The organism is Yeosuana sp. (genome assembly GCF_057126245.1).
Genome location: NZ_DBNGMQ010000108.1, coordinates 39,499 through 53,573, shown reverse-complemented (window position 1 = coordinate 53,573; position 14,075 = coordinate 39,499). Strand labels below are relative to the sequence as shown.

Annotated in this window: 11 protein-coding genes; 9 read left to right on the top strand and 2 right to left on the bottom strand. The window is 32.2% G+C overall.

The genetic code is table 11. The features are described 5' to 3' along the window. Positions 1-83: 83 nt before the first annotated feature. Positions 84-2,087, bottom strand: a complete 2,004-nt coding sequence (locus tag AC15TD_RS14535; RefSeq protein WP_484452865.1) for an alpha-ketoacid dehydrogenase subunit alpha/beta — start codon at positions 2,085-2,087, stop codon at positions 84-86. A gap of 138 nt (positions 2,088-2,225) precedes the next feature. On the opposite strand from AC15TD_RS14535, the gene AC15TD_RS14530 reads away from it, so the two are divergent. The 6 genes from AC15TD_RS14530 to AC15TD_RS14505 all read left to right on the top strand — a co-directional run bounded on the left by AC15TD_RS14530 (position 2,226) and on the right by AC15TD_RS14505 (position 7,304). Continuing rightward, a complete protein-coding gene (locus AC15TD_RS14530) occupies positions 2,226-3,176 on the top strand; it encodes an isopenicillin N synthase family dioxygenase (RefSeq protein ID WP_484452864.1) in 951 nt (316 codons plus the stop codon). A gap of 6 nt (positions 3,177-3,182) precedes the next feature. After that, on the top strand, positions 3,183-3,512 hold the full coding sequence (locus tag AC15TD_RS14525; protein WP_484452863.1) for a translation initiation factor: 330 nt from the start codon (positions 3,183-3,185) through the stop codon (positions 3,510-3,512). 3 nt (positions 3,513-3,515) lie between these two features. Then, on the top strand, positions 3,516-4,445 hold the full coding sequence (locus tag AC15TD_RS14520) for a DUF1835 domain-containing protein (RefSeq protein ID WP_484452862.1): 930 nt from the start codon (positions 3,516-3,518) through the stop codon (positions 4,443-4,445). Between the two features lies 1 nt (position 4,446). Continuing rightward, positions 4,447-5,310, top strand: coding sequence for a nucleoside phosphorylase (locus tag AC15TD_RS14515; RefSeq protein ID WP_484452861.1), 864 nt, complete (start codon positions 4,447-4,449; stop codon positions 5,308-5,310). A gap of 13 nt (positions 5,311-5,323) precedes the next feature. Further along, positions 5,324-6,178, top strand: a complete 855-nt coding sequence (locus tag AC15TD_RS14510; protein ID WP_484452860.1) for a substrate-binding domain-containing protein — start codon at positions 5,324-5,326, stop codon at positions 6,176-6,178. 94 nt (positions 6,179-6,272) lie between these two features. Further along, positions 6,273-7,304: a TlpA family protein disulfide reductase gene (locus AC15TD_RS14505; protein ID WP_484452859.1), complete on the top strand. Its 1,032-nt coding sequence runs from the start codon at positions 6,273-6,275 to the stop codon at positions 7,302-7,304. A 55-nt stretch (positions 7,305-7,359) separates the two neighbouring features. Here the strand turns inward: AC15TD_RS14505 and AC15TD_RS14500 are convergent, their stop codons facing one another. Beyond that, entirely contained in the window at positions 7,360-8,904 is a 1,545-nt protein-coding gene (locus AC15TD_RS14500; RefSeq protein ID WP_484452858.1) for an NAD(P)H-hydrate dehydratase, read from the bottom strand. Positions 8,905-9,244: 340 nt separating this feature from the next. On the opposite strand from AC15TD_RS14500, the gene thrA reads away from it, so the two are divergent. The 3 genes from thrA (at position 9,245) to thrC (ending at position 14,049) form a co-directional block, all read left to right on the top strand. Further along, positions 9,245-11,689: a bifunctional aspartate kinase/homoserine dehydrogenase I gene (gene thrA, locus AC15TD_RS14495; RefSeq protein ID WP_484452857.1), complete on the top strand. Its 2,445-nt coding sequence runs from the start codon at positions 9,245-9,247 to the stop codon at positions 11,687-11,689. 86 nt (positions 11,690-11,775) lie between these two features. Continuing rightward, a complete protein-coding gene (locus AC15TD_RS14490; RefSeq protein ID WP_484452856.1) occupies positions 11,776-12,699 on the top strand; it encodes a homoserine kinase in 924 nt (307 codons plus the stop codon). A gap of 57 nt (positions 12,700-12,756) precedes the next feature. Further along, complete coding sequence (gene thrC, locus AC15TD_RS14485) at positions 12,757-14,049, top strand: threonine synthase (protein ID WP_484452855.1); 1,293 nt, start codon at positions 12,757-12,759, stop codon at positions 14,047-14,049. The last annotated feature ends 26 nt before the right edge of the window (positions 14,050-14,075 follow it).

The following is a 14,075-nucleotide window of genomic DNA, read 5'->3' as shown; positions in this document are numbered from 1 at the left end:
AAATACCAAGTAAAAACACCTGAAATATTTTCAGTTCAAACTGACATTTTTTCAGTTTAATATTTTATATAACAACCAATTAGCTAATATTCTAATAACTCTTTTAATTCCTTCTCAAATCTATTTTTAGGAAGATATTGGGCTTCTAATTGCTTGATAAATGGAATGGGGGTTTCTAAACTAGCAACGCGTTTAACAGGTGCATCCAGATATTTAAAACAATGTTCCATAATAAGTGCCGAAATGTCACTCGCGATACCTCCAAATAAGGAGTCTTCTTGTAGTATAATTGCACGACCGGTTTTTATAACTGACTTGAAAATAGTCTCCGTATCTAAAGGTTGTAGTGTTCTTAAATCAATGACATCAGCTTGTATGCCCTTATTATTATCTAAGGTTTCTAAAACCCAATGGACTGCCGCACCATAAGAAATAATAGTCACATCATTTCCTTCCTTTAAAAGAGACGCTATACCGAACGGAATGGTGTAATAGTCTACAGGAACATCTTGTCTTATGCTTCTATACAATGCCTTATGTTCAAAGAATAATACCGGATTAGGATCATTTATTGCTGTTGTTAGCAGCCCTTTAGCATCATAAGGAAATGCAGGGTAAACTACTTTTAAACCAGGTGTTTTGGTAAACCAAGCTTCATTAGTTTGAGAATGAAAAGGACCTGCGGTTACACCACCTCCACATGGCATTCTTATAACCACATCGGCATGTTGATTCCACCTGTAATACGATTTGGCCAAGTAATTAACTATGGGATTAAATCCAGAAGACGCAAAATCGGCAAACTGCATTTCAACAACACTTTTCATACCCGCTATTGAAAGTCCCATACCTGCTTCAATAATAGCCGATTCACAAATAGGGGTATTTCTAATTCTTTCTTTTCCAAAATGTTCAACAAACCCTTCTGTTATTTTAAAAGCACCACCATATTCGGCAATGTCTTGTCCCATAATAACCAAGTCATTATGACGTTCCATGCTTTGTTTCAACGCATCAGAAATAGCATCAATAAATCTTGTTTCTTTAAATTCTGAATTATTTTTAACTTTTTGATATACAAATGATTTGAATACATCACTTAATTCTTCAGTTCTACTAGATGTTATTTCTTTTTCCTCAAAAGCTACTTTTAAATGCTTATTAATGTCATGGATAATATCTTCTTTAATGCTGACTTCAAGCTCCTCATTAATAACCCCTTCTTCCTTCAAATACGCTTGAAAATTTTCTATAGGGTCTTTTAAATCCCAGGCATCCAAAAGTTCTTGTGGTACATATTTTACACCGCTCGCCTCTTCATGTCCACGAGCCCGGAATGTTTTAAATTCCAGTAAAACAGGTCTTGGTGTTTTTCGAATGCTTTCGGCAATCTCATTTACTCTCGTATAGACCTCAAGGACATTATTTCCATCTATCATAAAACTTTCCATTCCATATCCAATCCCCTTATCAGCTATATGCTCGCATTTAAACTGTTCGTAAGTTGGCGTTGATAAACCATAGCCATTATTTTCTACACAAAACATAACAGGTAATTGCCATACAGAAGCCACATTTAACGCTTCATGAAAATCACCTTCACTAGTTCCACCTTCACCCGTAAAAACGGCAGTTACTTGGTTTTTTTTCTTAAGCAAACTTGCTAATGCAATACCATCGGCAACGCCAAGTTGGGGGCCTAAATGAGAAATCATACCAACAATTTTATATTGCTGGGTACCAAAATGAAAGGATCTGTCACGACCTTTTGTAAAACCTGAAGCTTTTCCTTGCCATTGTGAAAACAATCGATATAGAGGGATATCTCGTGTTGTAAATACACCTAAATTTCTGTGCATAGGCAATATATATTCATCGTTATGCAAAGCCATGGTAATTCCGACAGAAATAGCTTCTTGACCAATACCAGAAAACCATTTCCCAATTTTACCCTGTCTCAATAAAATGAGCATTTTTTCTTCTATTAATCTTGGTTTTAGAAGATTTTTATAGATTGAAATTAAAGTTTCATTATTAATATCTTGTCGGTCGTATTGTATATTTCCCAACGCGGATGGTGCACTCATAAATTTTAAAATTCAATTACATCAAATATACCATAAATTGATTATCTGTTTTATGAAAGTTAAGTAAATAATATGGGTATAATACCTTATATAGTTTTTGTACATTTGTAGTTATACCTTTTTAATTATTTAATGCATATGAATAAAATACCTAGTGTTGACCTTAATGATTTTATTTCAAATGATGCGAATAGAAAACAAATATTTGTAAACGAAATAGGAAAAGCCTTTGAAGAAATTGGCTTCGTATCGCTAAAAGGACACTTTTTAGATGACACTTTAGTTGAGAATTTATATACAGAAATCAAGAATTTTTTCAGTTTACCATTAGAAATAAAACGAAAGTATGAAATACCAGGTATCGGAGGGCAACGTGGTTATGTGTCCTTTGGGAAAGAAAGCGCAAAAGGTAAAAAAGAAGGCGATTTAAAAGAGTTTTGGCATTTCGGACAATACGTTGATAACAACCCAACTCTAGAAGCTGAATATCCAAAAAATGTTGAAGTTGAAGAATTACCGCAGTTTAATGAAGTTGGAAAGGAAGCATACAAAATGCTTGAAAAAACAGCGAAATACGTCTTACGGGCTTTGGCATTGCATTTAAAGTTAGATGAAACCTATTTTGATGATTATATTCATAATGGAAACTCCATATTAAGGCCTATTCATTATCCACCAATTACCGAAGAACCAAAAGAGGCAGTACGTGCAGCAGCTCACGGCGATATAAATTTAATTACGCTTTTAATGGGCGCTCAAGGTCGTGGTTTACAAGTACAAAATCATAAAGGTGAATGGATAGACGCTATAGCAGAACCAGATGAACTTATGATTAATGTTGGCGACATGCTTTCAAGACATACCAACAATAAATTAAAATCTACAATTCACCGTGTTATAAACCCTCCAAAAGAACTTTGGGGCACCTCTCGCTACTCTATTCCTTTTTTTATGCATCCTATTAGTGACATGAAACTAAACGTTTTAGATGGCTGTATTGATAAAAATAATCCTAAGGCATTTGATGATATTACTGCTGGAGAATTTTTAACAGAACGATTAATTGAATTAGGACTTATCAAAAAATAATTTTAAATGGATTTACAAGACCAGTTAAAAAATCTGTTTCCCGATCATGTACATGAAAGTCCAAATGAAGATACAAATGACGCTTCTAGAATTTGGATGCAAGAAGACCCTTTATTATGTAAATATGAAAAACGTAAAGGGAAGCCTATTACCATTATTGAAGGTTATACGGGGGCTAATGAGGATTTTAAATTATTAGCCAAAGAAATAAAAACAAGCTTAAGTGTTGGTGGTAGTTTCAAAGACGACAAAATAATCATTCAAGGTGATTACCGCGATAAGATAATGCAAATGCTAAAAAACAAAGGGTTTAACGTAAAACGTGTTGGAGGTTAATTTATGTCAAAAAAAACACTTCATATTACCAACGGTAGCAGTTTAACCGCCATTTTAAAAGATTTAGATTTTAGTGGCGATTTTTTTACATGGGAAGAAATGCTGTGTGAAGGGCCTACAATTTCAAATATAGATTCAGATGAATTTTTCGAACTTAGAGCAGCGTTTTTTAGTTCATTTTATGAGATTGATTTAAATTTAGAAGAAATTAAGGAAGAATTAGAATTGCTCAGTCATTCAGATAATTATTCTGAAATTGTTCTTTGGTTTGAATATGATTTATTTTGTCATATCAACATGCTCGGCGTTATAAATCTTTTACATCAAAAGAAAATAGAACTTCCTCTATATTTAGTTAGTAGCGGAAGAATTCCTGGATCTAAAACCTTAAAAGGATTATCTGAACTCACAACCGATCAACTAAATAAGCATTATAAGAATAAAGTAAGACTGACTGAGGAAGATATTGAAATTGCTTTATCGGTTTGGAATATCTACTGTGGCAAAGATCACAATTTGTTAAAGCCATATATCGTTAAAAGTTCTAATTTCAAATATTTAAGCAATTGTTTAAAAGCTCATTTAGAACGTTTTCCTGATTCTGTTTCTGGACTTAATATTCTGGAAAAAAATTTGCTAGAAATAATTAAGAACAACGATTTAAAGTCTAAAAACCAACTTATGGGTTATGCATTAAACTATCAAGGATATTATGGATATGGCGATCTTCAATTTGAAAGAATTATTAAGAACCTCAATCAATTTATCTCTGAAAATCAAGACGGAATATTCTTGAACCGAAAAGGTCATGAGGCTTTATTAGGTCAGCATAATTTCGCAAATGAGATACATGATAGCATTCAATTTGGAGGCATAAAAAAAATAGATTTCCAGTTCAGTAAACAAGAAAATAAACTTATTAAAACCATATAAAATGCCCATAAAAGAATCTGAACTTATTTTAAATCCGGATGGTAGCGTTTATCATTTAAATTTAAAGCCCGAAAACGTTGCAGAAACCATCATTTTTGTTGGTGATCAAAATCGCGTTGAAAAAATCACGAAACATTTTGACTCCATAGAATTTGAAATTCAAAAAAGAGAATTTAAAACCCAAACAGGTATTGTTAATGGAAATAGAGTTTCGGTAATTTCTACTGGAATTGGTCCTGATAACATAGATATCGTTTTAAATGAACTAGATGCGCTTGTAAACATTGATTTAGAAACAAGACAAATCAAAGAAAGACTAACCAGTCTTAATATTATAAGAGTGGGGACATCAGGCTCTTTACAGGATGATATACCAGTTGATTCTTTTGTTATGAGTTCACATGGCTTAGATTTAAATGCAATGCTACATGCCTATCAAATAAATCCTGTTACAAATCCAGATATTGAAAGTGCTTTTATTAAGCACACTAAATGGAATATGGATAAAGGTAGACCTCTCATTATAGATAACAATTTGACTTTAGAGAGAAAGTTTGAAAGTAAGCATGTATTTAAAGGAATAACAGCGACGGCAGGAGGGTTTTATGGTCCACAAGGTCGTGTACTACGTTTACCAATCGAAGATCCAGAATTAAATCATAAAATAGATTCATTTAAATATAAAAATTTACGAATTACAAATCTGGAAATGGAAACATCGGTAATTTATGGTCTTTCTAAATTATTAGGTCACAAAGCATTGTCTTTAAATGCGATTATTGCCAATAGAGCAAACGGAACTTTTAGCAAAGACCCAGGATTAGCTGTTGCAAACCTTATTAAATATACCCTAGAAAAAATTTAGAAATATTATTTTAATGAAGAGAATTAATATTGGAGGTGTGCCTGAGCATTTTAATCTTGCATGGTATTTAACACTAAAAAATAGAGAATATAAAAACGAGAACATTAACTTACGATGGAAGGATTATCCTGGTGGAACAGGAGATATGAGTAAAGCTCTTCGAAATAAAGAGATTGATTTAGCTGTTATTTTAACCGAAGGAATTATAAAAGATATTATTGACGGTAATGAGAGTAAAATAGTTCAAGTTTTTGTACAAAGTCCTTTAATTTGGGGAATTCACGTAGCACAAAATTCAAACTTCCAATCCGTTAGTGATATCAAAGGAAAAAAAGCGGCTATTAGCCGTTATGGGTCGGGTTCTCATTTAATGGCATATATTAATGCCGAAAATAATGATTGGGATTTAGAAAATGATTTAGATTTTGAGGTCATTAAAAATCTAGATGGTGCAGTTGAAGGTTTAACGAATGGCGCTGCAGATTATTTTTTATGGGAAAAATTCACAACAAAACCTTTAGTAGATAATAAAATATTCAGATGTATTGGTTACTGTCCTACACCATGGCCTTGCTTTGTTGTTGCCGTAAGAGAAGAGTTTTTAAAAACTAACCAAAATGACGTCAAAACTATTTTAAATATTATAAACAGTACAACTTTAGAGTTTAAAGACATTCCAAGTATTTATAAAACAATTGCAAATCGTTATAATCAGAAACTTGAAGATGTTCAAGAATGGTTGTCACTTACAGAATGGTCTCAAAAAAATATTGATAAAAAAACGATTGAAACTATTCAAAAAAAGCTTTTTAAATTAAATATTATTTCTAAAATTGTTGATTATAAAAATTTAGTTCAGAATATTTAAATTAAAAAAACAATTTATAATCAAGACAATAATTAGTCAATTGATTAGATTAAAATCAAAAAAATTATATTTTTACATCTTAAAATCAAAAAAAATGAAAAAAACTATTTTTTTACTTACTGCTTTAGCAATTTTTTCTTGTAAACAAGAACCAAAAGATTATGTAACATTGTCAGGGAAAATTATAGATAAAAGCAGTGATTCGTTGGTGGTTAGAAGTAGAACATATTCTAAAACCATAAAAGTAAATGAAGATGGAACTTTTAAAGATACTTTAAAGGTAGAAGCAGCAATTTATAATTTATTTGACGGAAACGAATCCACCAATTTATTTTTGAAAAATGGCTTTGACTTAAATATGACATTAGACACAAAGATGTTTGATGAAAGTATTTCATATACGGGTGTTGGTTCAGAACATAGTAACTATTTAGTTCAGAAGGGCTTAATAGAAGAAAAGTTATTAAATGAAGAAAAATTTAGTAACCTAGATTTAGCTAGTTTAGAAAGTGAGTTAGAATCTGTAAAAAACGATCTCTATGCCTTTTACACTAAAGATGAAACTATAGATACATTAATTACAGCAAGTGCAAAAAAGAATTTAGAGCCGATGCTGAATATGTATAAAAATTATTTTAAAAACTCGATAGAACTTAAAACCCAATTAGCAAAAGGGACACCATCCCCAGGTTTTGATAATTATGAAAATTACGCAGGAGGAGATGTGTCTCTTAAAGATTTATCAGGTAAATATGTGTATGTTGATGTTTGGGCAACTTGGTGTGGACCATGTAAAAAAGAAATTCCATCTCTTAAAAAAGTTGAAGAAGAATACCACGGAAAAAACATTGAATTTGTAAGTATTTCTATTGATGATGATAGATCACATGGTGGTTCTTGGGATAAAGCAAAAGAAGATTGGAAAGCTATGGTAGCCGATAAAGAATTAGGTGGTTTGCAGCTATTTGCTCCAAACGGTTGGCAATCACAATTTGTATTGGATTATAAAATTAATGGTATTCCTAGATTTTTATTAATAGACCCTGATGGAAATATTGTAACGCCAGATGCTCCAAGACCCTCAAGCGCTCAACTAAAAGAGCTTTTTGATAGTTTAGATATATAAGTTCTATTTTAATTTTATAAAAAAAGCTGCTTAATGCAGCTTTTTTTATAACTATTCATTTGGGTTTTTTTTGAGTTTCTATTGGCTCCTGTTGTTTAAATAAATCTATATAAGCAGGTCCTAAATAGTCTATAACATGACTTGCAATTAAACTCTGATAGCCATAATCTTCAACAGCAATATCGGCCGATTTACCGTGAAGATATACACCAAAAATAGCCGCAGATAAAATATCATATCCTTGTGAAACTAATCCGGTTACAATACCCGTTAACACATCGCCACTTCCAGCAGTAGAAAGCCCAGGATTGCCAGACGTATTTATATAGAACTTGTCTTCATATACAGTGATGGTATTAGCACCTTTAATAATTAATACAACCTTATATTTATTTGAAAAAACTTTAACTTTTTCAAGTTTATCAAAATCGTCTTTCCATAGTCCGATTAAACGTTCTAATTCTTTCGGGTGCGGTGTTAAAATGGTATTCGGTAGTAATAAATCTAATAAAACTGGTTTTTTAGAAAGAATATTAATACCATCAGCATCAATCACTAAGGGTGTTTTGTTACTTTTTAAAAAGATTTCAAAAGCATCGATTGTTTTATCAGCGGTACCAACGCCCATGCCAAATGCAATAACGGTTGGTTTTATATCAAATTTTATATTAGTAATGTTATTTTCATTCGTATCTGTGATAACCATCGCCTCGGGAAACGATGTTTGCATGACCTGATAACCACACTTAGGAATAAATGCAGACACCAATCCAGCGCCTGCTGATAACGCTCCTTTACTAGCTAACGTTACGGCTCCTATTTTACCATAACTTCCTCCGATGATAAGCGAATGCCCAAATTGTCCCTTATGTGAAAATTTTTCTCTTGGTTTGTAAATAGGTATTGCTTCGTATTTTCCAATTAAATGAATATCTGTATTTGTTGCCGATAAAAACTCAGAATCTAAGCCAATATCTAAAACTTCCCAATTCGTTGTATATTTAGCAGTATCAGGAAGAAAAAACACTAATTTTGGAGAGGTAAAACTTAGGGTGTAGGATGCCCAAACGACATCATTTTCGTCTTTTGGAGAAGAATTGGTTTGTAACCCTGAAGGAATGTCAATTGATATCGTAAATGCTTTTGAATTTCTTAAATGCTTAAAGAGTGTTTTAACCCAATCTATAACAGGTCTGTTGAGTCCTATTCCGAAAATAGCATCAACAATAATATCGTCTGGTTTGATTTCTGGTAAAAATGCATCACTGGTTAAAAGGTCTGGCCAATTTTTCGTAACATTTTTAACTCTGTCATAATTAATCAAAAAATCTTTTGAACGTTTATCACTATAATTAACAATATATGTTTTTGCGTTGTAACCTTCTAAACATAAATGTCTGGCTAATACCATACCGTCACCACCATTGTTCCCGATACCACAAAAAATATGGATAGGTACTTGAGCACCTTGCATTCTAATATTAATCCAATTAAAAATTTGAACTCCTGCACGCTCCATTAAATCGGTTGAACTAATATTTTGGCGTTCAGCGGTTATTTTATCGCCTTTATAAATTTGTTCTTTAGAAAATATCTTCATTTAAATAAATTATTGATTTTTCAATTCTTAATTACTTTTGCCATTTTTTTTAAAAGAAAAATGGTACAATATAAGAATACTGTAAAAAAAAAGGTTTTGTTTTTTTATAAACTTAAAAGTAATACATTTGACCTGTATTATTGCAGCTATAATGAATCTTTTAAACCAAAATACGACTAGTTTAATTTCTTTTTTTTTAAAAAGAAACACATCTATTTTTGGTACAACTACAATTATTACAACCCTTTGGGGTTGCTAATTAAATATTCTTCCGGTCATAGTTGTAATTTCAATAGTTACAATTTCAAAAATATTTTTTCAAATCTCAATTCATTATAACATGAAAGTTTTAAAATTTGGAGGAACTTCAGTAGGGTCTTCAAAAAACATAAATAATGTCATTAATATTTTAGAAAATTATTCTAAAAAAGACTCTGTAGTGTGCGTAGTTTCTGCAGTTGGAGGTATAACCGATAAATTACTTTTAGCAGGTAATCAAGCAAAAAATAAGGATGATGGGTATTCAGACTCGTTCAATGGTATTACGAATATTCATTTTAATATTATACATGAATTAAATCCTAATAAAAGTTCAGCTATTATGGATTATGTCGATTCAAAATTAAATGAACTTAAAAGTTTATTAGATGGTATATACTTAATTAATGAACTATCACCAAAAACCTCAGATAAATTAGTAAGCTTCGGTGAGTTATTGTCATCTTACATTATTGCAGAAACCATGAAAAATCGAGGTTTATCTTCAGATTGTAAAAATTCACAGGAGTTAATGATTACAAACTCAAATTTCACGAAAGCGGAAGTCCATTACGCAGTCACAAATTCAAATATTCAAGAGTATTTTAAAACTGCATCGGAACAAATCACCATTCTTCCAGGTTTTGTATCTAAGTCAGTTGTCGGTGAACAAACAACATTAGGTCGTGGTGGATCAGATTTTACAGCCGCCATTGTTGCTGCTGCTTTAAAAGTTGAACAACTGGAGATATGGACCGATGTTAGTGGTATGTTTACTACCAATCCGAAATTAGTAAAACAGGCCTACCCTATTGAAAAAATTTCGTATCAGGAGGCGATGGAATTATCACATTTTGGGGCCAAAGTATTATATCCACCAACCGTGCAACCAGTTTTAGATCTTAATATTCCTATTCATATAAAAAACACCCTAGAACCAAACGCAGTTGGGACTATTATTTCTAATGATGAAACTGGTTCAATGAAGGCTGTTAAAGGCATTAGTAATATTTCAAATATTGCCTTACTAACGTTGCAAGGAAGTGGCATGGTTGGTATTCCTGGATTTTCTAAACGTTTGTTTGAAATTTTATCTCAGGAAAAAATTAATATCATTATGATTACCCAAGCATCTTCAGAACATTCTATTTGCTTGGGTATTGATGAAAAAGAAGCTGATGTTGCGAAAGCGGCCATTGACTTTACTTTTGAAAATGAAATTGCGTTAAATAAAATCGATCCCATAATTATAGAAAAAGATCTTTCTATTATTGCTTTGGTGGGAGATAACATGAAAAACCACCAAGGAATAAGCGGTAAAATGTTTAGCACTTTAGGAAAAAATAACATCAATATTAGAGCGATTGCTCAAGGGGCCTCAGAAAAAAATATTTCTGCCGTGATTGCTGAAAATGATGTAAAAAAGGCATTAAATACATTACATGAACAGTTTTTTGAAACTAAAACAAAACAGCTTAATGTATATATTACAGGTGTCGGTAATGTTGGAGAAAAGTTAATTGAACAGATTAAGCAACAACGTAAATACTTGAAAGATAACTTAAAAATTAATTTACGTATTGCGGGATTATCAAATTCTAAAAAAATGCTTTTTGATAATGAAGGCATCGATTTAAAAAATTGGAAAGATCTATTAGAGCAGGGAGAATCAGCTAGTTTAGAAGGGTTTTTTGAAAAAACAAAAGCTATGAACTTGCGTAATAGTATTTTTGTCGATGTAACTGCGAATAGCGATGTAGCTAATTTATATCCAAGGTATCTAAAGCAAAGTATTGGTGTCGTTGCGTGTAACAAAATAGCCTGTTCTAGCAACTATGAAAATTACAAATTATTAAAAGAATTATCCTTAAAATATAATGCGTCTTACTTGTTTGAAACCAATGTTGGTGCAGGATTACCAATAATAGATACGCTTAATAATTTAATTGCTTCTGGCGATAAAGTAACCTCAATTCATGCTGTTTTATCGGGTAGTTTAAACTTTGTTTTTAATAATTTTAATGATACTACTAAGTTTTACGATGTTGTTAAACAAGCGGCTGTCGAAGGCTACACGGAACCCGACCCAAGAATTGATTTAAGTGGCGTTGATGTTGCGAGAAAAATATTAATTCTTGCCAGAGAGAGCGGGGTTGAAATGAATTTAGAAGATATTGAAAATACGCCATTCTTATCAGATTCTGGAATGACAAGTGATACGGTTGATAACTTTTATAAAACCCTAATTTCAGATGAAGCGCATTACCAAAGTTTATATGCTTCGGCTAAAGCGAAAGGGTGTCAGTTAAAATATGTAGCCCAATATAATAATGGAAAAGCGAGTGTTGGATTGGAAGAAATTCCAAGCAACCATCCGTTTTACAATTTAGAAGGAAAAGATAACATCGTGATGTTTTATACACAACGCTATAAAGAACAGCCAATGATTATTAAAGGTGCTGGTGCCGGTGCAGACGTAACAGCTTCTGGCCTATTTGCAGATATTATTAGAATTGGGAATAATTAAATTAAAGAATTGAGAATATAGAAAAGAGCACCAAGACAATAAAAACCGTCTATTATCTTTTCTCTATTGTCTTTTTTCTATAAAATATGAATGAAATAAAACTATTTTCACCCGCTACCGTTGCTAATGTGTCCTGTGGTTTTGATGTCTTGGGCTTTTGCTTAGATAGTGTTGGTGACGAAATGATTATTAGAAAAATCAATAAACTAGGTATTTACATCACCAAAATTGAAGGCTTCAATTTGCCATTTGAACCCGCATTAAATGTGGCAGGTGTTTCAGCTTTAGCCATGTATGAAGCCGCTAAACCAGATTGCGGTTTTGAAATTGAAATCTATAAAAAGATAAAACCAGGAAGTGGAATTGGCAGCAGTGCCGCAAGTGCTGTTGGAAGTGTTTTTGGCATGAACGAACTTCTTGGAAGACCTTTTAATAAAACAGAATTAACAGCATTTGCTATTAAAGGTGAAGCCCTAGCAAGTAAATGTGAACATGCCGATAACCTTGCTCCTGCTATTTTTGGAGGATTTACTTTGGTGAAATCTATTTCACCTTTACAAATACTAGAAATTCCAAGTCCGGATGATTTATATGCTACCATCATTCATCCGAAAATTGAAATTAAAACCTCTGAGGCCAGAGCTATTTTACCTGAAAATGTGCCTTTAAGTGATGCGATTACACAGTGGGCAAATTTTGGGAGTTTAATACACGCATTACATACGAGCGACTATAGTTTAATTGAAAGTTCACTTCTTGATGTTATTGTAGAACCTTACAGAAGTCAATTAATTCCTTATTTTAATGATGTTAAACATGCGGCATTACAAGCGGGTGCTTTAGGAGTTGGCATTTCGGGTTCCGGCCCTTCAATATTCTCTTTAAGTCAAGGTATAGAAACTGCTATAAATGTGAAAAATGCCATGAATAAAATTTACTCAAAAATAGATATAGATTTCGATATACATGTTTCCAAAATAAATAAACAGGGCATCAAAATATTATTATAATTATTTGTCATTACGAAGAGAAACGACTGGATAACCTTTTTAAATTAACATTAAATAATGAATTATTACTCTCTAAATAAACAAGCACCGAACACATCGTTTAAAGATGCGGTTATAAAAGGGTTGGCACCAGACAAGGGATTATATTTTCCTGAAAGCATAACACCTTTACCAAAAACATTTTTTGAAGCTATTGATGATTTATCATATTCAGAGATTGCTTTCCAAACCATAAAACAATTTGTTGTTCCTGAAATCCCCGAAGATGTTTTAAAAACGATTGTAGAAGAAACCTTGTCTTTTGAATTTCCTATTGTTAAATTGAATGATCATATTTCAATATTAGAGTTATTTCACGGTCCAACCATGGCGTTTAAAGATGTTGGCGCACGCTTTATGGCACGTTGTCTAGGGTATTTCAATAAAAATAACGACCAAGAAGTAACGGTTTTAGTAGCCACTTCTGGAGATACTGGTGGCGCAGTAGCTAATGGGTTTTTGGGTGTAAAAGGCGTGAATGTAGTGATACTTTACCCTAGCGGAAAAGTAAGTGATATTCAAGAAAAACAATTAACCACCTTAGGTCAAAATATAAAAGCCCTTGAAGTTAATGGCACTTTTGATGATTGCCAGGCCATGGTAAAAACGGCGTTTTTAGATGAAGAATTAACCAGAAAAATGCAGTTAACCTCCGCCAATTCTATTAACGTAGCGCGATGGTTACCACAATTATTCTATTTTATGTTTGCTTACAAGCAATTACATAAACAACATAAAAACATAGTCTTTTCGGTACCAAGTGGAAATTTTGGTAATATTTGTGCGGGGATGATGGCACAACAATTGGGCTTGCCTGTCCACCATTTTATAGCCTCAAATAATACTAATAATGTCGTAACACGTTTTTTAATTTCAAGACTTTACGAGCCCAAGCCATCGGTACAAACCATTAGTAATGCTATGGATGTTGGTGCACCAAGTAATTTTATTCGTATTCAAGAAATTTACGAAAACAATTTTAATGAGTTGAGAGAAAATCTGTCTTCTTATAGTTATTCAGACGATGAAACTAGAGACGCTATGTTAGAAATATATAATCTTTACAATTACGTGGCCGATCCGCATGGAGCCGTTGGTTATTTAGGTTGTAAAGACTATTTAGAAGAACATCCAGATGCCTATTGTATTTTTTTAGAAACAGCACATCCTACCAAATTTTTAGATGTTGTTGAAGAAGTAATTAAAGAAAAACAGGTGCTTCCTGAACAAATACAATCTGTTATGGGTAAAGACAAAGCATCGTTTAAAATTAGTACTTACAATGAACTTAAATCATTTCTTTTAACTTAAATTAATGAAATTATATTTTTAATTAA

Bases quoted from the DNA above. Each gene is read 5' to 3' on its own strand.
- thrC (WP_484452855.1), top strand. From the start codon at position 12,757: ATGAATTATTACTCTCTAAATAAACAAGCACCGAACACATCGTTTAAA.
- thrA (WP_484452857.1), top strand. From the start codon at position 9,245: ATGAAAGTTTTAAAATTTGGAGGAACTTCAGTAGGGTCTTCAAAAAAC.
- AC15TD_RS14535 (WP_484452865.1), bottom strand. From the start codon at position 2,087: ATGAGTGCACCATCCGCGTTGGGAAATATACAATACGACCGACAAGAT.
- AC15TD_RS14520 (WP_484452862.1), top strand. From the start codon at position 3,516: ATGTCAAAAAAAACACTTCATATTACCAACGGTAGCAGTTTAACCGCC.
- AC15TD_RS14510 (WP_484452860.1), top strand. From the start codon at position 5,324: ATGAAGAGAATTAATATTGGAGGTGTGCCTGAGCATTTTAATCTTGCA.
- AC15TD_RS14500 (WP_484452858.1), bottom strand. From the start codon at position 8,904: ATGAAGATATTTTCTAAAGAACAAATTTATAAAGGCGATAAAATAACC.
- AC15TD_RS14515 (WP_484452861.1), top strand. From the start codon at position 4,447: ATGCCCATAAAAGAATCTGAACTTATTTTAAATCCGGATGGTAGCGTT.
- AC15TD_RS14505 (WP_484452859.1), top strand. From the start codon at position 6,273: ATGAAAAAAACTATTTTTTTACTTACTGCTTTAGCAATTTTTTCTTGT.
- AC15TD_RS14490 (WP_484452856.1), top strand. From the start codon at position 11,776: ATGAATGAAATAAAACTATTTTCACCCGCTACCGTTGCTAATGTGTCC.
- AC15TD_RS14530 (WP_484452864.1), top strand. From the start codon at position 2,226: ATGAATAAAATACCTAGTGTTGACCTTAATGATTTTATTTCAAATGAT.
- AC15TD_RS14525 (WP_484452863.1), top strand. From the start codon at position 3,183: ATGGATTTACAAGACCAGTTAAAAAATCTGTTTCCCGATCATGTACAT.